Raw genomic sequence first — 25,089 nt, 5'->3', positions numbered from 1 at the left:
GTTAAGGAGCCGTCCCATGTCATCCAACGCAGAAATACGCCCGCCGTTGCCGCCGTTTACCCGTGAGTCGGCGATTGAGAAAGTTCGCCTGGCCGAAGACGGCTGGAACTCCCGGGACCCGCAACGGGTGTCCCTGGCCTATACCCTGGATACCCAATGGCGCAACCGCGCCGAGTTCGCCCACAACCGCGAAGAGGCCAAGGCCTTCCTGACCCGCAAATGGGCCAAAGAGCTGGATTATCGGTTGATCAAGGAGTTGTGGGCGTTTACCGGCAACCGCATTGCGGTGCGCTATGCCTATGAATGGCATGACGACTCCGGCAACTGGTTCCGCTCCTACGGCAACGAGAACTGGGAGTTTGACGAGAACGGCTTGATGGCGAACCGGTTTGCCTGCATCAACGACATGCCGATCAAGGAAAGCGAGCGCAAGTTCCACTGGCCGCTGGGGCGGCGTCCGGATGAGCATCCGGGGTTGTCGGAGCTTGGGTTGTAGGCTCGACGCTACACAACTGTGGGAGCGGGCTTGCTCGCGAAGGCAATGGCTCAGCCAACATCTCCAGCGACTGACCCACCGCTTTCGCGAGCAAGCCCGCTCCCACATTGGTATTTGCCGTATCCGTCAGTCCTGGTTCAAACCCACCCGATACAACACGCCGTTATCTTCATCCGTGAGCACATACAGGTAACCATCCGGGCCCTGGCGCACATCGCGGATCCGCGCTTTCAGGCCGCCCAGCAGTCGCTCTTCGTGGATGACCTTGTCACCGTCGAACTGCAAGCGAATCAACTCCTGGCTGACCAATGCCCCGATAAACACGTTGTGCTGCCAGGCCTTGAACCGGTCGGCGTCGTAGAACGCCATGCCGCTCACACCCGGTGATTTTTCCCAGACGTGGTGCGGTGCAACGGTGCCTTCGACTGTCTTGCCCTTGGCCTCGGGAATCGGCGTCAGGGAATAGTTGATGCCATGGGTCGCCAGCGGCCAGCCGTAGTTTTTCCCTCGTTCAATGATATTGATCTCATCCCCGCCGCGCGGGCCGTGTTCGTTTTCCCAGAGTGTGCCGCTCCACGGGTTGAGTGCCGCACCCTGGGGGTTACGCTGGCCGTAGGACCAGATTTCCGGCCTCACGCCTTCCTGGCCGACAAAGGGGTTGTCTTCCGGTATACGACCATCCGGGAAGATCCGCACCACTTTGCCTTGCAGCTTGTCGAGGTCCTGGGCGGTGGGCCGGTCGTTGTTTTCCCCAAGGGTCACAAACAGGTAACCATCGCGGTCAAACACCAGCCGCGAGCCGAAGTGGTTGCCCGTGGATAGCTTGGGCTCCTGACGCAGGATCACCTTGAAGTCTTGCAGGCCGCTCAGGTCATCGCTCAAGCGCCCACGCCCGACTGCGGTGCCTGCGGTGCCATTCGTGCCGCCGCCCTCGGCGTAGGACAGGTACACCAGGCGGTCCTCCTTGAAGTCCGGCGACAGCACCACGTCCAGCAGGCCGCCCTGCCCTTTGGCAAACACCTTCGGCACGCCACTCAGGGGCGCGGACAGTTTGCCGTCCGGGCTGACAAACCGCAGGTTGCCGGGACGTTCGGTGACCAGGAAGCCTTGCTTGTCCGGCAGGAACGCCACCGCCCACGGGTGATCGAGGCCCTTGGCAATCGGGGTGACGGTGATACTCCCTTGCTCGCTGGGAAACTGTTGGGTGGCGGCCGCCGAGACAGGCAGCGCCAGGGGCAGCAAGGCAGCGGCGCAGAAGGTCGCTAGAAGGGTTTTGCGTAACAGCATACGGTGGGTTTCCTTGTCGTCTTTACACACTCAATCGCCGCGATTGCCATTGGCGTCACGGGTGGGAGTCTTGGGCTGGATAGCCGGCGGGGTCTGCGCGCCGTCACGGCGCTGGACGCTGTTGCCGATACCGCCGTTTTGCAGGGTCGGCGGCCGCTGTGCCGGCGGAATATAGGTGCCTCGCGCTGCCGGTGCGTTGGGCTGGGTGCCCTGCATGCTGTTGGGGTTGGCCTGGTGGATGGGGCCGTTGTAGGGGTTGTTGCTGCTGCCGGGCAGGTTTTGCGCCTGTGCCAACGAACTCAAGGCCAGGCCCAACGCCAATACGGCAAGGTTGCGCAAACGGGTGTTCATGACAAAGCCTCTCTGGGCGCAAGTAATACGTGCTTTCGATAACACGCTACGCCTTGGGTTCGGCTTTGGTAACTAAATAGTTTCTCATCAGGTGTAACACGATCTGTCTGAACCCCTGGTGCCAGCCGGCTGGCCAGGGAAACTTTTGCCGAATCCGCCCTGTCACCTGAAGACCACACACTTCAGGAATACCGACATGCCACGGGCTATCTGGAAAGGCGCAATCAGTTTTGGCTTGGTGCACATCCCCGTGTCACTGGTCTCGGCCACGTCCTCCCAGGGCGTCGACTTCGACTGGCTGGACAAACGCAGCATGGACCCGGTGGGTTACAAGCGCATCAACAAGACCACCGGCAAGGAAGTCACCAAGGAGAATATCGTCAAGGGCGTGGCCTACGAGAAAGGTCGCTACGTGATCCTCAGCGAAGACGAAATCCGCTCGGCCCACCCCAAGTCCACCCAGACCATCGAAATCATCGCGTTTGTGGCCAGCGACCAGATCCCGTTGCAGAACATCGACACGCCCTACTTCCTGGCCCCCGACAAGCGCGGCGGCAAGGTGTATGCCCTGCTGCGCGAAACCCTGAAGAAAACCCGCAAGGTCGCCCTGGCCAACGTGGTGCTGCACACCAAGCAGCACCTGGCGGCACTGATGCCGCTGGAGTCGGCGCTGGTGCTGGTGATGCTGCGCTGGCCTGCCGAAGTGCGTGGCCTGGACGAGTTGGAATTGGGCAGCGACGTGACCAAACCGACATTGGCCAAGGGCGAACTCGACATGGCCAAGCGTCTGGTGGAAGACATGAGTGCCGACTGGCAGCCGGACGAATACCGCGACAGCTTCCAGGAAAAGATCATGGCGCTGGTGGCGAAGAAGGCCAAGGCCGGCAAGATCGAAGACGTGGAATCCAGTGAAGGTGTGGATGAGCGCAAATCTGCGGACGTGATCGACCTGACGGAGTTGCTCAAGCGCAGCCTGGCCGGCAAGCCCGCGACCAAGGCTGCAGCCAAGAAACCTGCCGCGAAAAAGACCAGCAAGGCTTCATGAGGTAGACCGCCATGGCCAAGCCCCTGAGTGAATACAACGCCAAGCGCGACTTCGACGTGACCGCCGAACCCGCCGGCAGTGCGCCTCGCGCCAGGAACCGGGCGCATGCCCTGTCGTTCGTGATTCAAAAGCACGATGCGCGCAACCTGCATTATGACTTTCGCCTGGAGCTCGACGGCGTCCTCAAAAGCTGGGCGGTGCCCAAGGGCCCAAGCCTCGACCCGAGCCAGAAGCGCCTCGCGGTGCATGTGGAAGATCATCCATTGGGCTACGGCAGTTTCGAGGGCAGCATTCCGGCAGGCCAATACGGCGCTGGCGATGTGATCGTGTGGGATCGCGGTGTATGGCAGCCCCACGATGACCCGCACAAGGCCTACGCGGCCGGCAAGCTGAAGTTTAGCCTGATCGGCGAAAAACTGGCAGGCGACTGGACGCTGGTGCGCACCCGACTCAAGGGCAGCGGCGACAAGGAGCAGTGGTTGTTGATCAAGGAGAACGATCAGCAGGCACGCCCGGTGGCTGACTACGATGTGGTCCAGGCTGAACCGAAAAGCGTGCTGAGCGACGCAACGGTGGGGGCTGCGAAAAAGCCCGCAGCGCCGAAGAAAGCCAGGCGCAAGCCCTCAACCGACCTGCCCGATCAACTCGCGCCACAGCTGGCGACACTGGTGGACCGTGCACCGGAAGGCGATTGGGTGTACGAGATCAAATTCGACGGCTATCGCATCCTCGCGCGGATTCGCGATGGCGAAGTTCGGCTGTTCACCCGCAATGGCCATGACTGGACCGATCGCCTGCCACGCCAGGCCAAGGCCCTGGAAGCCCTGAAGCTCAAGGACAGTTGGCTTGACGGTGAGGTGGTCAGCCTGAACGCCGACGGGCTGCCGGATTTCCAGGCGCTGCAAAACGCCTTTGATATCGGCCGCAGCCTGGACATTGTCTATTACCTGTTCGATGCGCCGTTCCTGGACGGCCGCGACCAGCGCGAAGCCGCTGTCGAAGAGCGCCGCACCGCACTGAAGGACGCGGTTAGCCGCAGCAAGAGCAAGCTGCTGCGCTTCTCCGAGTCCTTTGCTGCCAACCAGCGGGATATCTTCGAAAGTGCCTGCGACCTGGCGCTGGAGGGCGTGATCGGCAAACGTGCCGGCAGCCCCTACGTTTCCAGGCGCAGCCCGGACTGGATCAAGCTCAAGTGCCGGCTGCGCCAGGAATTTGTGATCGTAGGGTTCACCCGCCCGCAAGGTTCGCGCAGCGGGTTTGGCGCGCTGTTGCTGGCGGTCAATGATGACAGCGACCTGGTGTATGCCGGGCGCGTAGGTACCGGATTCGATCAGGCCGCGCTGAAAAAGATCAGTGCACAGTTGAAGGCGCTGGAACGCCAGACTTCACCGCTGGCCAAGCCCCTGACCAGTGCCCAGGCACGCGGCGTGCACTGGGTCGAGCCGCAGCTGGTGGGCGAAGTGCAATTTGCCGAATGGACCCGCGAAGGTGTGGTGCGCCAGGCGGCGTTTGTCGGGCTGCGCACCGACAAGCCGGCGGAGCAGATTGTGCATGAGCAGCCGCGGACGGCCAAATCGCTGAAGGAAAAACCCCGCAAAAAGACGGCGGGCACCGGCGCCGTGGCTGGGGTCAGGATTACCCATCCGGACCGAGTCATCGATGCCCAGAGCGCTACACAGAAACTGCAACTGGCACAGTTCTATGAGGGCATCAGCGAATGGCTCCTGCCCTTTCTGCGCAACCGGCCGGTGTCCTTGCTCAGGGCACCGGAAGGCATTGCCGGCGAACAGTTTTTCCAGAAGCACTCCGAGCGCCTGGCGATCCCGAATATCAAGCAACTGGACCAGGCCCTGGACCCGGGCCATGCGCGGCTGATGGAAATCGACAGCCCGGCCGCGCTCATCGGTGCCGTGCAGATGGGTACCGTAGAGTTGCATACCTGGGGCGCTACCGCTGACAAGATTGAAACCCCGGACCTGTTTGTGCTCGACCTCGACCCGGACCCGGCACTGCCGTGGAAAAGCATGCTTGAAGCGGCGCAACTGACCTTGTCGGTACTCGATGAACTGGGGCTTGAAGCGTTCGTCAAGACCAGCGGCGGTAAAGGCCTGCACCTGGTGGTGCCGCTGGCGCGCCGCGACGGCTGGGACTCGGTAAAAGCCTTCGCCAAGGCCATCGCCCAGTTCATGACGCTGCAGTTGCCTGAGCGCTTTACCGCAACTTCGGGCCCGAAGAATCGCGTGGGCAAGATCTTCATCGACTACCTGCGCAACGCCCGGGGCGCCAGCACGGTAGCCGCCTACTCGGTGCGGGCGCGGCCCGGCCTGCCGGTATCGGTACCGGTGAGTCGTGATGAGTTCAAGAGTCTGCACAGCGCCCAACAATGGACGGTGGCTAACCTGCACGAGCGTTTGCAGGGGTTGAAAAAGGACCCGTGGGCGGGTTATGCCAATCGGCAGAAGATCAGCAAGAAGATGTGGGAGAAGCTGGGGGCGCATCCGCCAGGCTGATGCGCTCCGCTGCCCGGTTCAGATGAGGATGAAGATCGCGGCCAGGCCGGCAAAGATCGCCCACTTTTCCAGGTAGTAACGGGTGCGGTTGCGTTTCTTCAACTCCTTGCCCCGCAGACGAATCTTGTACAGGCGGGTAAATGCACGGTTCAGGCCGCCGGTCTTGTCACCGGCATCGTTGGGCGAACCGGCCGCAGCCATCACATTGCGGCTGAACCAACGGTTGAACGCGGCCGCCCAGCGGTACTTCATCGGGCGTTCGATATCGCAGAACAGAATGATCCGGTTCTGCTCGGTGGTGTTTTCGGCGTAGTGGATGAAGGTCTCGTCAAACATCACCGGCTCACCATCGCGCCAGTAGTAGTTTTCACCGTCCACGTTGATGTAGCAGCCCGGAGAGTTGGGCGTGTCCAGGCCCAGGTGGTAACGGTAGGAACCGGCATACGGGTCACGATGGCGTACCAGCTTTGAGCCCGGTGGCAGCTCGGCAAACATCGCGGCCTTGATCGAGCCGATGCTTTGCACCAGCTCGGTGGTGCGCGGGCACAGCTTCATCGCCGAAGGATGGCTGTCGCCGTACCACTTCAAATAGAAACGCTTCCAGCCCGACTTGAAGAACGAATTGAAACCCACGTCATTGTACTGGTCGGAGCGCTTGATCTCGCCTGCGCGCAGCAGGTTCTGGCCTTCCTCGCGGATCTCTTGCCAATGCTCCTGAAGCGGGCTCAGGTCGGGAAAGTCGCTGGGGGACAGGTACGGTCGGCTGGGCAGTTTGGAAAAGAGGTAGAGAAAGCAGTTCACCGGAGCCAGGAAGGTCGAGTGATCACTGAGCTGGCGCCCCAGCTTGTGGCGCACCCGGCCACGCAGGTGGACATACGCAATAGAGGCAACGTAGAGAGCAACAATGATGAGTTTCAAGGTATTCGTCACAAGTCAGAAGAGAACAGGCTGCTCCCGCGTGCCCACAACGGCCGAGGATTGAAGATGCAGCACCTGAAATCACAATTCACAAAACCGGCAACACGAACGGCTGGGTGACAATCCGGTCGTGGCCATTGGCAGCTATTTTAGCCACACTTTGTAACCAAAGGTTAATCAAGATTTGTGAAAAGGTGTCCAGTGAGTGTGCCAGGAACAGCAGCAGCGGGCTTGCCGGGCGGCCTGCCCGCTGCTGAAGGCGTCAGCTTTTCGGTTCATCATCCTTGCGTGTACGCAGAGAAAGCCGATATTCATCCAACTCCGAGTAGGGTACGGCTTCGCGTCGTGCCAGCAGATGGCGGCCCAGCGCAATCAGTACACCCACGGTCAACCCTGCCAGCAGGCTCAGTATCATAACCAGGGCTTTCTTGGGCTTGATCGGGCTCAGCGGCTCTTGGGCACGACGGTCAATGGTTACCAGCTTGAGGCCACTCATGTCGATATTGAGGCCTCGCAAACGCGCGACTTCCGCTCGTAACGGTTCAACATCCTGCAAGAAAATGTCTTCATTCCCGCGATTTTTCAGCACCTCCACTTCACGGTTGACCTCCAGCATCTGCAACTCTTTGCCAATCTGTGCAATGCGGCTGTTGGTAAAGTCGTCGCTGGTACGCGCCTGCAACGCGGCACGTTCCGCCTCAAGCGCCTCTGTACCGAGGAAGTACAGCGGGATTTTCTGGTTGTTGACCTCGGTGCGCATTACTTGATTCGAGCCGCTACGCGAGGCATCTGCCATGGAAGAAGGAGTGGTCGGGGTCTTGATGCCCATCGACTTGGCGATGGAAATGGCCTCCGCCAGCTCTGCCAGCCGGTCCGTGCGCTCCATTTTCATCTGTAAGCGCAGGGCACCCAGTTCGTCCTCCAGCTTGGCCCGTTTGAGCCTGTCGGCTTCAAGCAGCTTGGCAATCTTCGATTCCTTGTCGGTTTCGTAATTGGAGCGCGCCGCGTCGATTTTGCCCTTGAGTTCGTTCAAGCGGTTATTGACGATCACTTTAAGGTCAGCACCGACCTGGGCACGTTCCGAATCAATTGCGTAGTCTACAAAGCCGTTGAGAATCGCTACCCCGTCGATGTCTGCCGGGTATTCCAGCTCAAGCTTGATATAGCTGCTCAGGGAGTCGGACTTCTTGGGATCGGGCAGGCTCAGGTTGATGGAGTTTCGATTGAATTCTTCAAAACTCTGCTCGAGGCTTTGCCCGGTTTTCTGGAACGCCTTGAACAGGTCCTCATGGGACTTGAAAAACCCCAGGCGCGCTTCGTATGAGTCCAGTTGCGCCCCCACTTTGTTCAGGGCGTCGGCCGGCGGCAACTTATAGACTTCGGAGCGGTTCAGAGCATCCAACTCATTGATGGCAGCCGGGCGCAGCACACTGCTGACCTGATACTCCCGCGGGGCCAGAAAAGCGTAGCCCGCCCCCAGCACCCCCGCCAGAATCGTACACCCCAGCACCAACTTCTTTTGCCGCCAGATACCATGACACAGTTCAAACAGATCAATTTCGTCCGATGCCGCATGAGCGTGAAGCCGAGGAGTTTTATTCAAAACTGATGCACCTTAAAAAGTCGACAGTCAGCGGTCACACATATTCATCAAATACTGAATGGCCGCTTGAAAATCAGGGACAACGCCCTGTACACAAGACACGAACGGTCTACCGATGGTCATCGGACCACCTCGGTCATGGAAAAATCCCACATCACCGTAGATTGTTTTCGTTCAGATTACGCAGGAGCCCCTACCCTGGTGCTGAGCGTAGACGAACTTGTAAAGAACCGTTTCCGAATCAACGCACAAAATGGCGCTAAATACCCGTGAATACTGGGAAAATTCGTACGCAACAATGAGAAACCAGACAATTCTCACAAAATCGATTCAGCTTATCCGTCAGGCATCTACACACCAAGGTATTGACTGCTCGTTTTTTAACCAAAAAGGAATTTATATGACACCTGCTTCAAATGCGGATTTCCAGGCGCTCCAGGGGGCATGGGAACAAACGGCGCTGGAAGACAACGGTGTGCTCAATCCCACGGATGAACACAGCGCGCCGGGCGCGATCACGACAATCTCGGGCGATCAATTCCAGGTGGTGACGGTCGACGGCGAGGTTTTACTGGCAGGCAGCTTCACGCTCGATGCCAGCACGGCACCCAAAAGCATTACCTGGGTTGACTCGATGGGAGAGGATGCCGGCAAGCAGTTACCCGCGAGTTACCGGCTGGAAGGTGATCACTTCGTGTTTATTGCGGCAGATGAAGGCATGCCCCGCCCTACCCGCTTCAGTACCGGCCCAGGGCAAACCATGCGCACGTTCGTGCGCAAACCCTGACACGGAGATACATCCGTTCCTGCGACATGGTTTTCACATGGCCTTCACGTGTTGACCTATAGGGTGAAGGCTACCTACTCCAGTGAACACCTTGGCCCGTCTACCCCACGGGCCTTTTTTTGCCTGCACGGCAGCCAATCAGCACGGGCGCTTGATGGCGGTGAGGGTGTAGCACGGGGCAGTTGAGCGGGCTGGTTTTGATACCTGGGCTGACAGCATGTCCATTGCGTCTCCAATATGTTCCGGTCATTGCGACAAAAGAAGTCCGCCCTACACCGAAAGCCTCGCCATCCTTGAACCGGTAAAGAGCCTTCACTGTAGGGCGAACGGACGGAAAATAAGCCAGGCTTATTGGATGTTCAACTGTTAACAATAAAAAGCCCTGAAAAAGCCTCGATCAGCGCTATTTTTCGATGCAAATGGCTCCACTTTGTAAATGTTTTTGCTTGTATTGCCATACGAGTGCAACGCCGCCTTCAGAAACTATACCTTCATGCCATGGGTCACTACTGCTACCGACCTCTTGCCTGAAGACCGTGCCATGGCCACTCGCTCTGACCTGCGCAACACCCTGTCCCTGGACAGCCTGAACTTCTTCCTGGCGGACGTGCGTGACGGACTGGGGCCGTACCTGGCGATTTATCTGCTGGCCGTGCACCACTGGGACCCCGCCAGCATCGGCGTAGTCATGACCCTGGCCGGCATCGCGGCCCTGCTCACCCAGACGCCGGCCGGCGCATTGATTGACCGAACCCGCAGCAAACGGGCAGTGATCGTGATCGCCGCGCTGCTGGTGACTGCCAGTTGCCTGCTCCTGCCCTTCGTCAGCTCCTTCAGCCTGGTGGCGCTGACCCAGGCGGCCAGTGCAGCGGCGGCCTCGGTGTTTGCGCCGGCCATCTCGGCGATTTCCCTCGGGATCACCGGGCCGCGCGCTTTTACCCGGCGCACCGGCCGCAATGAAACCTTCAACCACGCCGGCAACGCGGTGGCGGCCCTGCTCGCTGGTGGGTTCGCCTACCTGTTCGGCCCGGTGGCGGTGTTCTATCTGATGGCAGTCATGGCTGCGGCGAGTGTCATCGCGGTCAGCTGCGTGTCAGCCCAGGCAATCGACCACGAAGTCGCACGGGGTTTCGACCCTGCGCATGGCACCGGCCATGAACAACCGTCGGGGTTGGCCGTGCTTCTGGCGAACAGGCCCTTGATGCTGTTTGCCATCTGCTGCGCGCTGTTTCACCTGGCCAATGCGGCCATGCTGCCGCTGGTCAGCCAGAAGCTGTCGCAGATCAACCTGCAGATGGCCACGCCGCTGACCTCGGCCTGCATCGTTGCGGCCCAGTTGGTGATGGTGCCGGTGGCCTGGCTGGTGGGCGTGAAGGCCGACGTGTGGGGGCGCAAGCCGTTGCTGCTCGCCGGTTTCATGATCCTGCCGCTGCGGGGCGTGTTGTATACGCTGTCCAGTGATCCTTATTGGCTGGTGGCGGTGCAGATGCTTGACGGGGTCGGCGCCGGGGTGTTCGGCGCGCTGTTTCCGGTGATCGTCAAAGACCTCACCCAGGGCACCGGACGCTTCAATGTCAGCCTGGGCGCGCTGTCCACGGCATTCGGCCTCGGCGCGGCCTTGAGCAGCAGCCTGGCAGGTTTTGTCGTGCAGTGGGCGGGTTACAACGCCGCGTTCCTGACCCTGGCCGGCGTGGCGGCCGTCGCATTGGGGCTGGTGTGGGTGGCAATGCCGGAGACTCGGGCGAATCCATCCGTGCAGCGCCATACAACTCCCGCCTGACATATGCGACAATGCGCGCCAAATTCCAACATGCACCCATTTTTCTGCTCAGCGACTGGGCCCCAAGCCTTGATGTCGCTGCCGACGTATGCCCGTTGGCCTGGGCCACAAAATGGGCCCGGCTCAAATTAGCGCACCCCAAGCTATTGATAGGTAAAGTAATTGATCTCCACAGCTAACATCACCATGCAGTTCGGCGCCAAGCCGCTATTTGAGAACGTTTCGGTCAAGTTCGGCGCAGGCAACCGTTATGGCCTGATCGGTGCCAACGGTTGCGGCAAGTCGACTTTCATGAAAATCCTCGGTGGCGACCTCGACCCGTCGGGCGGCCAGGTCATGCTGGAGCCGAACGTGCGCCTGGGTAAACTGCGCCAGGACCAGTTCGCCTACGAAGAATTCACCGTACTCGACACCGTGATCATGGGTCACGAAGAGCTGTGGAAGGTCAAGGCCGAGCGCGACCGCATCTACTCGCTGCCGGAAATGACCGAAGACGACGGCATGGCCGTGGCCGAGCTGGAAACCGACTTCGCCGAGATGGACGGCTACACCGCCGAATCCCGCGCCGGTGAGTTGCTGCTGGGCCTGGGTATCGGCATCGAGCAGCACAACGGCCCGATGAGCGAAGTGTCACCAGGCTGGAAGCTGCGTGTATTGCTGGCCCAGGCGCTGTTTTCCGATCCGGAAGTGTTGCTGCTCGACGAGCCGACCAACCACCTGGACATCAACACCATCCGCTGGCTGGAAAACATCCTGACCCAGCGTAACAGCCTGATGATCATCATCTCTCACGACCGTCACTTCCTGAACAGCGTCTGCACCCACATGGCCGACCTGGACTACGGCGAGCTGCGCCTGTTCCCGGGCAACTACGACGAATACATGACCGTGGCGACCCAGTCCCGCGAGCAGTTGCTGTCGGACAACGCCAAGAAGAAAGCGCAGATCTCCGAGCTGCAATCCTTCGTCAGCCGCTTCTCGGCCAACGCCTCGAAAGCCAAGCAGGCCACTTCCCGTGCCAAGGCGATCGACAAGATCCAGCTGGCCGAAGTCAAGCCATCGAGCCGCGTCAGCCCGTTCATCCGCTTCGACCAGACCAAGAAGCTGCACCGCCAGGCGGTCATCGTCGATCGCATGGCCAAGGGCTTTGACGGCAAGACGCTGTTCAAGGACTTCAGCTTCCAGGTTGAAGCCGGCGAGCGCGTGGCGATCATCGGCCCGAACGGTATCGGCAAGACCACCCTGCTGCGTACCCTGGTCAACGAACTGACCCCGGATGCCGGTACGGTCAAGTGGACCGACGCGGCTGAACTGGGCTATTACGCCCAGGACCATGCTTCGGACTTCGAAGACGAGTCCAACCTGTTCGACTGGATGGGCCGCTGGACCAAGGAAGGCGAGCAAGTGGTTCGCGGTACCCTGGGCCGCATGCTGTTCTCCAACGACGAGATCCTGAAGTCGGTGAAGGTGATTTCCGGTGGCGAGCAAGGTCGCATGCTGTTCGGCAAGCTGATCCTGCAAAAGCCGAACGTGCTGATCATGGATGAGCCGACCAACCACTTGGACATGGAGTCCATCGAGGCGCTGAACCTGGCGTTGGAGAACTACCCGGGTACGCTGATCTTTGTCAGCCATGACCGGGAGTTTGTGTCGTCCCTGGCCACCCGCATCATCGAGCTGAGCCCGAGTGGGGTGATCGACTTCAGCGGGACTTATGACGATTACCTGCGTAGTCAGGGTGTGGTTTTCTAAGAGCCGCCGGTAGTTTGAAATGCGAAAGCCCCGTCCAGTGTGATGGGGCTTTTTTTTGGGATATGGCTCTGCTGTTCTGTGGGAGCCGTCGAGCTTTAGCGAGGCCGCGATAGCGGTGTGCCAGGCAACATCTTTATTGACCATGCCGCCGCCTTCGCAGCCTCGCTAAAGCTCGACAGCTCCCACACTTTACCGCGTCCGCTTTAGTCGTCCCGGGCCAGGGAGGCCCCATGGATCCAAAGCCGGATAGGCACGGGCCGCAATATCATCAAATATAGTTAGCCTGCTTCCTTTTACCCCAAGCCCTTGCCATGATGCCCTCACCGCCCGCCCGCGAACGAGTCCCCATGCCTGCCACACAGCCCGCCACCCCCAGCTCCTTGTCGATCACCCTGCAGATCGTCTCCATCGTTTTCTACACGTTTATCGCGTTTATCTGTATCGGCCTGCCGATTGCCGTCATCCCCGGCTATGTCCACGGTGAGCTGGGTTTCAGCGCGGTGGTCGCCGGGATAACCATCGGCTCGCAATACCTGGCCACGCTGCTCAGCCGCCCCATGGCGGGGCGCATGTCGGACAACGTCGGCACCAAGCGCGCTATCGTGCTGGGCCTGAGCGGGATTCTGCTGAGCGGGGTGCTGACGTTCATCGCCACGCTGGTGCAAAGCTTGCCGTTGCTGAGCCTCGGCATATTGATTGTCGGCCGGCTGTTACTCGGCGTCGCGCAGGGCCTGATCGGCGTCGGCACCATCAGTTGGTGCATGGGCGCGGTCGGTGCCGAACATACGGCACGATCGATCTCGTGGAACGGCATCGCCTCTTACGGTGCGATTGCCATTGGTGCCCCACTTGGGGTGGTGATGGTTGCCGACTACGGCTACACCAGCCTCGGAATCGCCCTCACGGTGCTTTCCGCCCTGGGCCTGTTGCTGATCCGCAATAAACCCTCAGTGCCCGTAGTACGTGGCGAGCGGCTGCCATTCTGGGCCGTATTCGGGCGTATCGCGCCGTTTGGCGCCAGCCTGTGTCTGGCATCGATTGGCTACGGCACACTCACTACCTTTATCACCCTCTACTACTTGAGCCGTGGCTGGACGGGCGCCGCCTGGTGCCTGACGGTATTTGGCGTGTGTTTCATCCTGTCACGGCTGGTGTTTATCTCTGCCATCAACCGCTTCGGCGGCTTCACCGCGGCGATTGCCTGCATGACCATCGAAACCCTGGGCCTGACGCTGCTGTGGCTGGCACCGTCCACCGGCGTGGCCTTGATCGGCGCCGGGCTGACCGGTTTTGGTCTGTCGCTGGTGTACCCGGCGCTGGGCGTGGAGGCGATCAAGCAGGTGCCCAACAGCAGCCGGGGCGCCGGGTTGAGTGCATATGCGGTGTTTTTTGACCTGGCGCTGGCCATTGCCGGGCCGGTGATGGGTGCGGTGGCGCTGAACCTGGGCTACTCGTGGATCTTCTTCTGCGCCGCCCTGCTCTCGGTCACCGGCCTGGGCCTGACGTTGCTGCTCAAGCGCCGCGCTTACTGATCAGCCGTCTGCAAGCCCGCCCGGGTGGATTGCCCGAGGGTGTGATTAAAGAACCGCCCGGCCTCGGAAATCAGGTCGCGGTGGATGCTTTCACGGTCAACTCCGTCGGCATCGGTGCACATGGCGGGCATCGCGGCCAGTTGGCTCTCGTCGCAAGGCGCCATGAACACAAAGTGCCCTGCCCCGGCCAGCAGCTTGAAGTCCGGCGGCTCCGGCAGTTTGCGCGCCAGGGCCTCGGCGTTCTTGTCCACGGCCACCAGCTTGTCGCCGTCGCCGCTGTAGAGCAGCACCGGTACATGCACGTCCGCCAGGGTGTGGCGGCCAAACATCAGGCTCAACGGCGCCATCAACATCAAGGCATGGATACGCGGGTCGGCCTGCGGTTGCAGGTCGTCGCGGTCGACGATCAACTCGCCCTTGGTGGTGCAGGCGTCGCGATCTTCCGGGCGTTGCTGGCAGTAGCGGCGCAGGCGGTCGAGGTCCGGCTTGGCGCCGGCGAGGATCAGCGCGGTTTCGCCACCGGCCGAATAACCGATGACGCCTACCTGGTCGACGTTGACGAATGGCGACAGCATCGGGTCGCCGAGGGTGGCGGTGATCGCTTCGGAAATCTGGATCGGGCGCCCGTACAGGTTGCTCAAGGTGCCCAGCCGGCTGTGATCCTTGTAGTTGTCGCCAGGGTGCAGCACCGCCACCACCACAAACCCCTTGCGCGCCAGGGAGGTGGCGAGGTCGTGCAGGGCCAGGGGCGTGCCGGTATTGCCGTGGGACAGCATCAGCATCGGAAAGCGGCCGATCGCGATTTTCGAGTCTTCAGTGGCGGCGATGTGATAAGCGCCCACCTGGGTGGTGTGTTCCAGGCCGGTGGACGGGTAGAACGCGACGGCTTTCATCGGCTGCAGATCCAGCGGGTCGAGAAAGGTCATGCGGTGAAAGCCCACACTCCAATGGGGGTGCGGCGCGGGCGCGGCTTGCACTGAAATCAGGCCGCCGAGCAGGGAGAGAACCAAGACTGCACAAAGACGCATCATGGGGATGTCCACCTTTGTTGCGTAAGCCCGCGTAGCTGTTGAAGTATCCATGGTTCAGGCGCTCGGACTGGCAGGGTTTACCCATGCGTGCATAACCTGGGCCAAAGTAGTGACAGCGGGTAAACGAAAAAACTCCGTACTCCGATCGCTTTTCAGGCGAGCAGAATACAGAGTTTAGGCGCCTCGAATCAGATTGATATCGAGGAACAGCAAAATTTACACAAGTCTTACGCTGCGGCAAACAATTGTTCGTTGATCACTGCGTTGGCGTCGCTGATCGCCTTGCTGCGCACTTCATCGCCATAGCCCAGGCCGTGAGCGCGGACGATTTCGATGTCGGTGATGCCGAGGAAGCCCAGCAGTACTTTCAGGTAGTCTTCGTGAGCCACACCGGTAGGCTGGCCAACGTGCAGGCCGCCGGAGGTCGACACGATGATGACTTTCTTGCCACCGGCCAGGCCTTCAGGACCGTTTTCGGTGTAGCGGAATGTCTGGCCGGCGACGGCGATACGGTCGATCCAGGCCTTGAGTTGGGTCGGGATGGTGAAGTTGTACATCGGCGCAGCCAGGACGATGGCGTCGGCCGCGAGGAATTCGGCGAGGGTGTTGGCGCTCAGCTCGGCTTCATGTTTCTGTACGGCATCACGCAGCTCGGCAGCGGTGCCCAGTGCACCCAGGGTCACGCCGGAAAAGTGGTTGATGCCTTCGCTGGCCAGGTCACGGTAGGTCACTTCAACGCCTGGCTCGGCCGCCTGCCAGGTCTTGACGACACCTGCGCTCAACTGACGGGAAACCGAGTTGTCGCCGAGGATGCTGGAATCGATATGCAACAGTTTCATGGTTAATCTCCAAGTAAGCATCGCCAAGGGCGACGGAATGGAAATAAGCCTACAGATGAAACCAATCAGCGATTAGTCAGGCAATATGCGATTATTCGTCCCACTGACAGGACAATAGGCCCACCATGCAAGATCTGAATGACCTCTACTACTTCGCCAAGGTGGTGGAAGCCGGCGGTTTCGCCGCTGCCGGGCGACTGCTGGGGATTCCCAAGTCGCGGCTGTCGCGGCGCATTGCCGAGCTGGAAGAACGCCTCGGCGCCCGCTTGCTGCAACGTACCACCCGCCAACTGACCCTCACCGCCGTGGGTGAACGCTACCTGCGCCACTGCCAGGCAATGCTGCTGGAGGCGGAAATGGCCGATGAGGCAGTGGCCAGCATGTCCAGCGAACCCCGCGGTCGGCTGCGGGTCAGCAGCCCCGTGGGCCTGGCTCACCAATTCCTGCAGACCGTGGTGGCGGAGTTTCTCACCGCCAACCCGCTGGTGCAGTTGGAGATGAACCTGGTCAACCGCCGCGTCGACCTGGTGGCCGAAGGCATTGATGTGGCCTTGCGCGTGCGCGAGCTTGGGGATGAAGACCCGCTGCTGGTGACCAAGCGCCTGCGCCAGGCCCAGACCGCGATTGTCGCCAGCCCCGACTTTGTGCGTGAGCGGCAGATCGACACCCTGGAAGACCTCAAGCAACTGCCGGTGCTGGGCGCCCTGGAAGCAGACCGCATGGTGCACTTCCGCATGCTCAGCCCGGAGGGCAGCAGCCACGACCTGGTGATGGAAGCGCGGCTGGGGATCGATGATTTCCTGGTACGCAAGGCCTGCGCCCTCGCCGGCCTGGGGTTTACCGTGCTGCCGATGATGTATTGCGAGGAGGAATTGGCCAACGGCCAATTGGTGCAGCTCTTGCCGCAATGGTCATTGCCGGGTGGCTGGTTGCAGGCGGTGTACCCACATCGGCGCGGCGTGTTGCCGGCCGTGCGGGCCTGGATCGACCACCTGGATAACGCCTTCAAAGGTTGCGGAGACCGTTTGCTATGAGAATGACCGAAGAACAAGTCGCCACGTTTTGCCGGGGCTTGCCCGGCGCGCGGGAAGATTACAAATGGGGCGGCGTGCGGGTGTTTTCGATTGCCGGCAACAAGATGTTTGCCTTGCAGAACCTGCGGGGTGACTCGCTGGCGTTCAAGGTCGACAAGGAGCTGTTCCTGGGCCATGTGGATCGCCCCGGCATCCACCCGGCGCCGTACCTGGCGCGGGCGCAGTGGATCATCATGGAAACGCCCTACCCGCTGGGCGCCGAGGAACTGCGTGGCCTGTTGCAGCGTTCCCACCAGTTGGTGGTGAGCAAGCTGCCCAAGCGCACGCAGGTCGGCTTGTTGCTAGAAGATCGAGAGTAGCGTGCCACCCAGGAACAGCTGATCAATCCAGAACACCTGGTGCAGCAACACGATCAGCCAGAACACCACCTGATAAGACACCTTGCGCGTCTTGTGGCGGAACACCTGCTGGGCAATCAACGCCCCCGGCCAACCGCCTGCCAGCTCCACCGCGTGCAGGACGTTTTCAGGGGTGCGCCAGCTGTCTTCGCGCGCCTTGCGCTTGTCGCTCCAGTAAAGCAGGAACGCCACCACGCTGACCACGCCATAGGCCACCAGCGGGATCAGCGAAACCCCGCGGTACCCCAGCAGCGCCGCACCAAACAGCGGCGCGGCGCACAACAGTGCAAACACCAACGCCTTGAAGCGCGGATGCTGGATGATCATGGCTTGACGGCCGACCAGTCGATCCAGCCGAACTGCCAGGTGGCCAGGATCACCAGGCCGAAGGCGATCCGGTACCAGGCGAACGCCGCGTAGCTGTGGCTGGCGATGAACTTGAGCAGCGCCTTGACCGCGATCATCGCGAAGATGAACGAGGTGACAAAGCCGATGGCAAACACCGGCAGGTCATCCGGCTGGAACAGGTGACGGTACTTGTAGCCCGAATACACCGCTGCGCCGACCATGGTCGGCATCGCCAGGAAGAACGAGAACTCGGTGGCGGTCTTGCGTGACAGGCCGAACAACAGGCCGCCAATGATGGTAGCGCCCGAGCGCGAGGTGCCCGGGATCATGGCCAGGCACTGGGCGAAGCCGACTTTGATCGCGTCCTTCCAGGTGATGTCGTCGACGGTTTCGGCGTGCACTTCATGCTGGCGGCGCTCGGCCCACAACATGATGACGCCGCCCACCACCAACGCCGCCGCAACGGTGATCGGGTTGAACAGGTAGTGTTTGATCAGGTCGGCGAAAATCACCCCCAGTACCACCGCCGGCAATACGGCAATGATCAGGTTGACGGTGAAACGCTGGGCATTGCGCTGGGTCGGCAAGCCAATGACCACGTCGAGGATCTTGCGTCGAAACTCCCACACCACCGCCAGGATCGCGCCCAGCTGGATGATGATATTGAACGCTTCAAAGCGTTCGCCACCGAAGTTGATCAAGTCGGCCACGATAATCTGGTGCCCGGTACTGGAGATCGGCAAAAACTCCGTCAGCCCCTCTACAACGCCGAGTATCAGTGCCTGTACGGCGGTCCAAAGATCCATCGATTCCCCCAAAGGTCATGCCCACGGCATGCCTCGTTGATATTTTTTAGACGTTCACTAACGAAGAGTGCGCTGCAAGCACAGCGCAAATAATCAAGGCCGAACTGCGAAAATTCCGTGAAAAATCAGGCAGGACTCAGGTTTTTTGATTCTGGGCCGAAAGCCTATCAGACAAGCCGGAAATGTCGATGCAGCACCCAAAATTATAAGAACACGGAGTGACAGGACCATGAACAGTTTGCGCAATATGTCTATCAGCCGGCGCCTCTGGCTGATCCTGATCGTCGCCGTGCTGATGCTGCTAACCCTCGGCCTGCTTATGCTCAAGCAGATTCATGGCGACCTGTACCAGGCCAAGAGTGAGCAGACCCAGCGCGTGGTGCAAACCGCCAGCGGGATCCTGACTTATTATCACAGCCTCGAAACCAGCGGCGTCCTGAGCCGTGAAGCGGCGCAGAAGCAAGCCTTGAGCGCGGTACGTGGCTTGCGCTACGGAAAGGACGACTACTTCTGGATCAACGACCTCACGCCCGTGATGATCATGCACGCGGCCAACCCCAAGCTCGACGGCCAGAACCTGTCGGCCATCCGCGATCCGGACGGCTTTGCGGTGTTCAACGAGTTCGTGATCCTGGCCAAGGCCAAGGGCGCCGGGATGGTGAATTACCGCTGGCCCAAACCCGGCGCCGATGCGCCGGTGGCCAAGACCTCCTATATCCAGCTGTTCGAACCCTGGGGCTGGATCATCGGTTCCGGCGTGTATGTCGATGACGTGCAAGGCGAGTTCCGCGGCCAGGTGTGGAAAGCCTCGGTGGTTGGCCTGGTGATCGCGCTGATCATGGCCCTGCTGGTGGTGCTGATCGCCCGCAGCATCGTGCGCCCGTTGCAGCAGGCAGTGAATGCGATGGCCAATATCGCCAGTGGCGAAAGCGACCTGACCCGCACCCTCGACACCCATGGCCAGGATGAAGTCACTCAATTGTCGCGGCACTTCAACAGCTTTACCGCCAAGCTGCGGCAGGTGGTAGGCCAGTTGCAGACCTGCGCCAACGCCTTGGGCCAGTCGTCCACCGAGCTGGGCAGCAACGCCAGCGATGCCCATGACCGCAGCCAGCAGCAATCGCAGCAGATGGAACTGGTGGCGACGGCGATCAATGAAGTCACCTATGGCGTACAGGACGTGGCCAAAAATGCCGAGCATGCCGCCAGCGAAATGCGCGATGCCCAGGTGCAGGCCGAACAGGGCCAGCTCAATATCGATGGCAGCCTGCAACGGATCGACCAGCTCTCCGGCACCATCAGCCAGGCCGTGGAGGTGATCCGGACGCTGTCGACTGAAAGCACGCAGATTGGGGGCGTGCTGGAAGTGATCCGCTCGATTGCCGACCAGACCAACTTGCTGGCCCTCAACGCCGCCATCGAAGCGGCCCGCGCCGGGGAGCAAGGCCGTGGTTTTGCGGTGGTGGCCGACGAAGTACGGCTGCTGGCCCAGCGCACGCAAAAATCCACGGCAGAGATCCAGGCGATGATCGAGCGCCTGCAAGGCCATTCGGAGGCAGCGGTCAAAGTCATCAGCGACAGCCACCAGGCCTCGCAACTGACCATCGAACAAGCAGGCCAGGCGGGCGCGAGCCTGACTGCCATCGGCCAGGCGCTGCGTAATCTCAACGGGCTGAACGCCTCGATTGCCAGTGCCACGTTGCAGCAGGCGCATGTGGTGGAAGACATCAACCAGAATGTCACCCAGGCAGCCGGCTTGTCCCACAGCACGGCACTGGCGGCGCAGCAGTCAAGCGTCGCGAGTGCGCACTTGAAAGGCCTGAGCGAACAACTCGACAGCCTTCTGCGCCAGTTCAAGGTCTGACGCCGATGATCGTTCCCACGCTCTGCGTGGGAACGCATTCTGTGACGCTCTGCGTCACCGTTGCGCAGAGCCGGGACGCGGAGCGTCCGGAACTGCATTCCCACGCAGAGCGTGGGAACGATCTATCGTCGCACCGCCGCTCCCACATTGGTTACAATCAGCGCCCTCTTCGACTCCCCCAAGGAACCGCCATGTCCGGGCTTGAACTGTTTGCCGCCGCCCTGGGGGTGATCGCTGTCTGGTTGACGGTTAAACAGAACCCGTGGTGCTGGCCCATCGGCCTGGTGATGGTGCTGCTGTACACCTGGATCTTCTTCGATGTGAAGCTCTACTCCGACATGCTCCTGCAAGTGATCTACGCCGCCCTGCAACTCTACGGCTGGTGGCAGTGGACCCGCGCCGGTGAGGTCAAGCAAGGCCGGCAAGTCACCAGCCTGGGCCTGCAACCGATCCTGCAAGGCCTGGCTGTGGGTGCTGTGGGCAGCCTGTTGCTGGGCGCAGCCATGGCCCACTGGACCGACGCCGCCCAACCCTGGCTGGACGCGGCCCTGACCGGCTTCAGCCTGGTGGCGCAGATGTGGATGGCGCAAAAACGCGTGCAGTGCTGGCCGTTGTGGATCACCGTGGATGTGATCTTCGTCGGGCTGTTCCTCTACAAAGGCCTGTACCTCACCGCCGCGCTCTACGCCTTGTTCACCGTGATCGCCGTGCAGGGCTGGCGTGAATGGCGCGCCGACCCGGCGCTGCACGCATGAAGGTGGTGGTACTGGCCGGCCCGGAATCCAGCGGTAAAAGCTGGCTGGCCGCCCAGTTGCAGGCACATTTTGGCGGGGTGATGGTGGGCGAATACGTGCGCGATTTCATCGACCACCACCAGCGCGATACCACCCTGGCGGATATCCCGGAGATCGCCCGGGGCCAGTTGGCCTGGGAAGATGCCGCCCGCGCCGCGCAGCCGGCGTTGCTGATCCTCGACACCAACCTGCTGACCAACAAGCTGTGGAGCCAGACCCTGTTTGGCGACTACCCGGCGTGGCTCGACAGCGAACTGCTCGCCCGCCACTACGACCTGCACCTGCTGCTGTCGCCGGAAGACGTGGAGTGGACCGCCGATGGCCAGCGCTGCCAGCCGGAGTTTGCCGATCGCCTGGCGTTTTTTCAGGCCAGTCGTGACTGGCTGGAGCAACATCATCTACCGCTACGGGTCATCCGTGGGGATTGGCAAGCACGCCAGGACCAGGCCTTTTCAGCTGTGGAACAACTGCTGGATTGACCGGCGGGGACGGTTTTCATGCACCGCTCGTTAGGCACGACCCACTTTCAACGCTCTGGCGCGCAGGGCTGAAGACCGGTTATCGGGTCAACGCAGTCCTCTACCCGGGGCACAGGTCAATCCTTAAAAGGAGATTGGCCTATGAACATGCGCATCGTTGCCCGCTTGATCAACTTGCCCGAAGACCGTGGCGTTCGTGTTGAAACCGCCGCCCATCACATCCTGCTGGTGCGTTCGGGTAGCGAGGTTCGTGCCTATCAGGCGGATTGCCCCCACGCCGGGGCGCCCCTGGAGCAAGGCGTGGTCTGTGACGGGAGGATCATTTGCCCGTGGCACAAGGCGGCCTTCCGGGTGGATGACGGCCAGGTCTGCGAGCCGCCCGCGCTGGTGCAGCTCAAGCAGTACCCGGTGGAGATTCACGACGGCGTGGTCAGTGTGGGCGACGAGGCACTGCCCTCGCCCGTTGCCCCGCACACCAACGATTCGCGCTGCTTTATCGTGATTGGCGCCGGTGCAGCCGGTTCGGCGGCCGTGGCCACGCTGCGCCGCAAGGGTTTCAGCGGCCGGTTGTTGTGGATCGACCAGGAACAGGACCCCGCCTACGACCGCACCGCCCTGAGCAAATTCGTCATCTGCGGCGAGATGCCGCCGCAGGAAACACCGCCCTTGCTGGACGAGGCCACCTGCCACGCGTCGCGGATCCACGGCGAAGTGCGCCATCTCGACCCTCAAGCCAAGCGCCTCGAGCTTGCGGACGGTCGCCATTTCGACTACGACGCCGCACTGCTGGCCACCGGCGGCGAAGCCAGGCCGCTGGATGTTCCGGGCACCGTACTCAACAACGTGTTCGTGTTGCGCTCCCGGGACGATGCGGCGCGTATCGTCAAGGCGGCTCAACCGGGCACATGTGCAGTGATCATCGGCGACAGTTTTATCGGCCTGGAAGCCGCGTCCGCCTTACGCAAGCGCGGGTTGACGGTGCAGGTGGTGGGCCGTCACGAGATTCCGCTGGCGGCCCAACTGGGCAAGCGCATCGGTGCCTCACTGCGCCAATTGCATGAAGCCAACGGCGTGATATTCCACACCGCCAGCGAGCCTGCACGCCTGGAAGGCCACATGGACGTGACGACGGTGGTGCTGAAAAACGGCCACAGATTGGCCGCAGACCTGGTACTGATAGGCGTCGGCGTCATGCCTGCCACGGGGTTTGTCGAGGGGCTGGAAAAAGCCGAGGACCAGTCGCTGAAAGCCGATGCCGGTTTGTCTGTCGCGCCCGGACTATGGGCGGCGGGCGATATGGTGACCTTTCCATGGAACGGCCAACCCGTGCGCATCGAACACTGGCGTGTGGCGCAGCAACTCGGGGTGCTGGCGGCGCGCAATATGCTGGGCGCACAACAGGTGTTTGCCGATGTGCCGTTCTTCTGGACGTATCACTTCGGCAAGACCTTTGAACTGCTGGGCCACCCCCGCCACTGGAATCAGCTCCACGTGGAAGGCGACCTGCAGCGCCACGACTTCATCGCCCTGCTCTGCCAGGGCGACGAAGTGGAAGCGGTAGTTGCCTGTGAACATCAGCGGGCCATGGCGCTGCTCTCGCAACGCCTGAAGCACCCGCTGAAGAAGGCCGAGGTGCTGGAGCTGATCCGCGGGCTTTAGTAGCCCAGGGACAACCCGGTATTGCGTCGAGGGTCGTTGGCCCCATAGAAACGGTTATTGCCGACCGGCTTGCCGTCCAGGAACGGCGCGCCTACCAGGATCGCCGCCAGGTGGTTGGCGTCCTGCGGGCCGGCAAACTTGTGGCCCCAGCCTTCGAGGATTTTCTGGGTGTCGGGGCTCAGGGCAAAGCGCTCGATATTGGTCGCCTCAGGCAGCCATTGCTGGTGGAAACGCGGGGCGTCCACGGCTTCCTGGATGTTCATCTTGTAATCGATCACATTGAGGATGGTCAGCAAGGTGGCCGTGATGATACGGCTGCCACCCGGCGTACCCACCACCATCACCGCCTTGCCATCCTTGGTGACGATGGTCGGGCTCATGGACGACAGCGGCGTCTTGCCCGGAGCAATGGCGTTGGCTTCGCCCTGCACCAGGCCGTACATGTTCGGCACGCCGATCTTGGAGGTGAAGTCGTCCATTTCGTCGTTGAGGATCACCCCGGTCTTGCTCGCCATCACGCCCGCGCCGAACCAGTCGTTGAGGGTGTAGGTCACCGAGACCGCGTTGCCCCACTTGTCGACGATGGAGTAGTGGGTGGTGTTATTGCCTTCGTGGGGCGAAACGCCCGGCTTGATGTCCTGGGAGATCCCGGCTTTCTGCGGGTCGATGGCAGCGCGCAGTTTGGCGGCGTAATCCTTGTCCAGCAGGTGCTCGACCGGGTTCTGCACGAAGTCCGGGTCGCCGAGGTAGCTGTTGCGGTCGACGTACGCGTGGCGCATCGCTTCGATCTGGTAGTGCAGGCCCTGGGCCGAGTGATAGCCGAGGTCGGCCATCGGGTAGCCTTCGAGGATGTTCATGATTTCGCAGATGACCACCCCGCCCGAGCTCGGTGGTGGTGCGGACACCACGTGGTAGCCACGGTAGTCACACTCGATGGGCGCCAGTTCGCGGGTCTTGTATTTGTCCAGGTCGGCCTGGGTGATGATGCCTTTGCCCGATTGGCTGGAATCCACAATCGCCTTGGCTACCCAGCCTTTGTAAAAGCCATCGGTGCCCTTGGCGGAGATTTCCCGCAGGGTTTTCGCCAGGTCTTTCTGCACCAGCTTCTGGCCCACCAGCATCGGCTCGCCGCCGTGGAGGAAGATGCCGCGCAGGTCTTTGTCTTTCTTGAATTCGTCGGTGGCGGTGTGCAGCAGGTCGACATCGCCCTGCTCCAGGGCAAAACCGTCTTCGGCCAGCTTGATCGCCGGGGCGATGACCTGGGCGCGCTTGAGGGTGCCGTATTTGCTCAGCGCCAGTTCCATGCCCGACACAGTGCCGGGAACGCCGACCGCCAGGTGGCCCTTGGAGCTGAGGTCCGGGACCACGTTGCCGTCCTTGTCCAGGTACATGTCGGCGGTCGCGGCCAGCGGGGCTTTTTCGCGGAAGTCGAGGAAGGTCTTGCGGCCGTCGGCCAGTTGCACGGTCATGAACCCACCGCCGCCGAGGTTGCCGGCTGCCGGGTACACCACGGCCAGGGCGTATCCCACCGCCACCGCCGCATCCACGGCATTGCCGCCGGCCTTGAGCACGTCCACGCCCACATGGGTGGCGAGATGCTGGGCGGTGACCACCATGCCATTTTCGCCAGCCACCGGGGCCTGGGAGGCCGCCTGCACGCCGCTGACAGTCAGCACCAGCGCGGTGGCAATCAAAGTTCGGGTAAACGGTTGGTATTTCATCCCTGCATACTCTGTTTATTAGAAGAACTAGAAAGTAATACGTTTCCGATCCAAG

At 61.3% G+C, this 25,089-nt stretch carries 22 protein-coding genes; 13 read left to right on the top strand and 9 right to left on the bottom strand.

The window, feature by feature from the left end:
- Positions 1-16: 16 nt before the first annotated feature.
- Positions 17-496, top strand: coding sequence for a nuclear transport factor 2 family protein (locus HYE77_RS28465; protein ID WP_008436190.1), 480 nt, complete (start codon positions 17-19; stop codon positions 494-496).
- 126 nt (positions 497-622) lie between these two features.
- Here HYE77_RS28465 and HYE77_RS28460 read toward each other — a convergent pair whose 3' ends face one another.
- Positions 623-1,783, bottom strand: coding sequence for a PQQ-dependent sugar dehydrogenase (locus tag HYE77_RS28460; RefSeq protein ID WP_003218452.1), 1,161 nt, complete (start codon positions 1,781-1,783; stop codon positions 623-625).
- A gap of 30 nt (positions 1,784-1,813) precedes the next feature.
- Positions 1,814-2,134, bottom strand: a complete 321-nt coding sequence (locus tag HYE77_RS28455; RefSeq protein WP_177009410.1) for a hypothetical protein — start codon at positions 2,132-2,134, stop codon at positions 1,814-1,816.
- Positions 2,135-2,330: 196 nt separating this feature from the next.
- On the opposite strand from HYE77_RS28455, the gene HYE77_RS28450 reads away from it, so the two are divergent.
- The gene (locus tag HYE77_RS28450; RefSeq protein ID WP_003218456.1) at positions 2,331-3,179 is read left to right on the top strand and encodes a Ku protein; all 849 of its coding nucleotides are present in this window, start codon (positions 2,331-2,333) and stop codon (positions 3,177-3,179) included.
- Positions 3,180-3,190: 11 nt separating this feature from the next.
- The gene (ligD, locus tag HYE77_RS28445) at positions 3,191-5,689 is read left to right on the top strand and encodes a DNA ligase D (RefSeq protein ID WP_003218457.1); all 2,499 of its coding nucleotides are present in this window, start codon (positions 3,191-3,193) and stop codon (positions 5,687-5,689) included.
- A gap of 18 nt (positions 5,690-5,707) precedes the next feature.
- Here ligD and lpxO read toward each other — a convergent pair whose 3' ends face one another.
- Together lpxO and HYE77_RS28435 are read right to left on the bottom strand one after the other, a co-directional pair.
- Positions 5,708-6,607 (bottom strand): lipid A hydroxylase LpxO, encoded by a 900-nt coding sequence (lpxO, locus tag HYE77_RS28440; RefSeq protein WP_008436177.1) that lies wholly within the window; start codon positions 6,605-6,607, stop codon positions 5,708-5,710.
- Between the two features lie 262 nt (positions 6,608-6,869).
- Positions 6,870-8,210 carry an LPS O-antigen chain length determinant protein WzzB gene (locus HYE77_RS28435; RefSeq protein ID WP_087692674.1) on the bottom strand — a complete coding sequence of 447 codons (1,341 nt, stop codon included), beginning with the start codon at positions 8,208-8,210 and terminating at the stop codon, positions 6,870-6,872.
- A 400-nt stretch (positions 8,211-8,610) separates the two neighbouring features.
- Between HYE77_RS28435 and HYE77_RS28430 the strand changes: the two genes are divergently transcribed.
- The 4 genes from HYE77_RS28430 to HYE77_RS28415 all read left to right on the top strand — a co-directional run bounded on the left by HYE77_RS28430 (position 8,611) and on the right by HYE77_RS28415 (position 14,061).
- On the top strand, positions 8,611-8,997 hold the full coding sequence (locus HYE77_RS28430) for a TIGR03067 domain-containing protein (RefSeq protein WP_177042280.1): 387 nt from the start codon (positions 8,611-8,613) through the stop codon (positions 8,995-8,997).
- A gap of 541 nt (positions 8,998-9,538) precedes the next feature.
- Complete coding sequence (locus tag HYE77_RS28425) at positions 9,539-10,777, top strand: MFS transporter (RefSeq protein ID WP_087692676.1); 1,239 nt, start codon at positions 9,539-9,541, stop codon at positions 10,775-10,777.
- 162 nt (positions 10,778-10,939) lie between these two features.
- Positions 10,940-12,529, top strand: coding sequence for an ABC-F family ATPase (locus HYE77_RS28420; RefSeq protein WP_008436174.1), 1,590 nt, complete (start codon positions 10,940-10,942; stop codon positions 12,527-12,529).
- Between the two features lie 347 nt (positions 12,530-12,876).
- Positions 12,877-14,061 (top strand): MFS transporter, encoded by a 1,185-nt coding sequence (locus HYE77_RS28415; protein ID WP_177070103.1) that lies wholly within the window; start codon positions 12,877-12,879, stop codon positions 14,059-14,061.
- On the opposite strand, the gene HYE77_RS28410 is transcribed toward HYE77_RS28415, so the two are convergent.
- Together HYE77_RS28410 and HYE77_RS28405 are read right to left on the bottom strand one after the other, a co-directional pair.
- Positions 14,055-15,092 (bottom strand): dienelactone hydrolase, encoded by a 1,038-nt coding sequence (locus tag HYE77_RS28410; RefSeq protein ID WP_008436172.1) that lies wholly within the window; start codon positions 15,090-15,092, stop codon positions 14,055-14,057. The genes HYE77_RS28415 and HYE77_RS28410 overlap by 7 nt on opposite strands.
- Positions 15,093-15,319: 227 nt before the next feature.
- On the bottom strand, positions 15,320-15,931 hold the full coding sequence (locus tag HYE77_RS28405) for an FMN-dependent NADH-azoreductase (protein WP_003215366.1): 612 nt from the start codon (positions 15,929-15,931) through the stop codon (positions 15,320-15,322).
- Positions 15,932-16,056: 125 nt separating this feature from the next.
- Here HYE77_RS28405 and HYE77_RS28400 point away from each other — a divergent pair, with 125 nt between their 5' ends.
- Complete coding sequence (locus tag HYE77_RS28400) at positions 16,057-16,965, top strand: LysR substrate-binding domain-containing protein (RefSeq protein ID WP_003215364.1); 909 nt, start codon at positions 16,057-16,059, stop codon at positions 16,963-16,965.
- Positions 16,962-17,324: an MmcQ/YjbR family DNA-binding protein gene (locus HYE77_RS28395; RefSeq protein ID WP_177070096.1), complete on the top strand. Its 363-nt coding sequence runs from the start codon at positions 16,962-16,964 to the stop codon at positions 17,322-17,324. Before HYE77_RS28400 ends, HYE77_RS28395 begins: the two co-directional genes overlap by 4 nt.
- Here the strand turns inward: HYE77_RS28395 and HYE77_RS28390 are convergent.
- Together HYE77_RS28390 and HYE77_RS28385 are read right to left on the bottom strand one after the other, a co-directional pair.
- Entirely contained in the window at positions 17,307-17,690 is a 384-nt protein-coding gene (locus HYE77_RS28390; RefSeq protein ID WP_003215359.1) for a DUF1294 domain-containing protein, read from the bottom strand. The genes HYE77_RS28395 and HYE77_RS28390 overlap by 18 nt on opposite strands.
- Complete coding sequence (locus tag HYE77_RS28385; protein ID WP_003215357.1) at positions 17,687-18,517, bottom strand: undecaprenyl-diphosphate phosphatase; 831 nt, start codon at positions 18,515-18,517, stop codon at positions 17,687-17,689. Before HYE77_RS28385 ends, HYE77_RS28390 begins: the two co-directional genes overlap by 4 nt.
- 229 nt (positions 18,518-18,746) lie before the next feature.
- On the opposite strand from HYE77_RS28385, the gene HYE77_RS28380 reads away from it, so the two are divergent.
- The 4 genes from HYE77_RS28380 (at position 18,747) to HYE77_RS28365 (ending at position 23,313) form a co-directional block, all read left to right on the top strand.
- Positions 18,747-20,381, top strand: coding sequence for a methyl-accepting chemotaxis protein (locus tag HYE77_RS28380; protein ID WP_177009413.1), 1,635 nt, complete (start codon positions 18,747-18,749; stop codon positions 20,379-20,381).
- Positions 20,382-20,572: 191 nt separating this feature from the next.
- Complete coding sequence (gene pnuC, locus HYE77_RS28375) at positions 20,573-21,136, top strand: nicotinamide riboside transporter PnuC (RefSeq protein ID WP_003215352.1); 564 nt, start codon at positions 20,573-20,575, stop codon at positions 21,134-21,136.
- Positions 21,133-21,654 (top strand): AAA family ATPase, encoded by a 522-nt coding sequence (locus tag HYE77_RS28370; RefSeq protein ID WP_134327681.1) that lies wholly within the window; start codon positions 21,133-21,135, stop codon positions 21,652-21,654. Before pnuC ends, HYE77_RS28370 begins: the two co-directional genes overlap by 4 nt.
- A gap of 141 nt (positions 21,655-21,795) precedes the next feature.
- The gene (locus HYE77_RS28365) at positions 21,796-23,313 is read left to right on the top strand and encodes an FAD-dependent oxidoreductase (RefSeq protein WP_177070094.1); all 1,518 of its coding nucleotides are present in this window, start codon (positions 21,796-21,798) and stop codon (positions 23,311-23,313) included.
- Here the strand turns inward: HYE77_RS28365 and ggt are convergent.
- Positions 23,310-25,034, bottom strand: coding sequence for a gamma-glutamyltransferase (gene ggt, locus HYE77_RS28360; protein WP_177070092.1), 1,725 nt, complete (start codon positions 25,032-25,034; stop codon positions 23,310-23,312). The genes HYE77_RS28365 and ggt overlap by 4 nt on opposite strands.
- Positions 25,035-25,089 lie beyond the last annotated feature (55 nt).

Source organism: Pseudomonas sp. IPO3774, assembly GCF_013386835.1.
Lineage (GTDB): Bacteria > Pseudomonadota > Gammaproteobacteria > Pseudomonadales > Pseudomonadaceae > Aquipseudomonas.
This window is presented reverse-complemented; position numbering and strand designations above follow the sequence as displayed.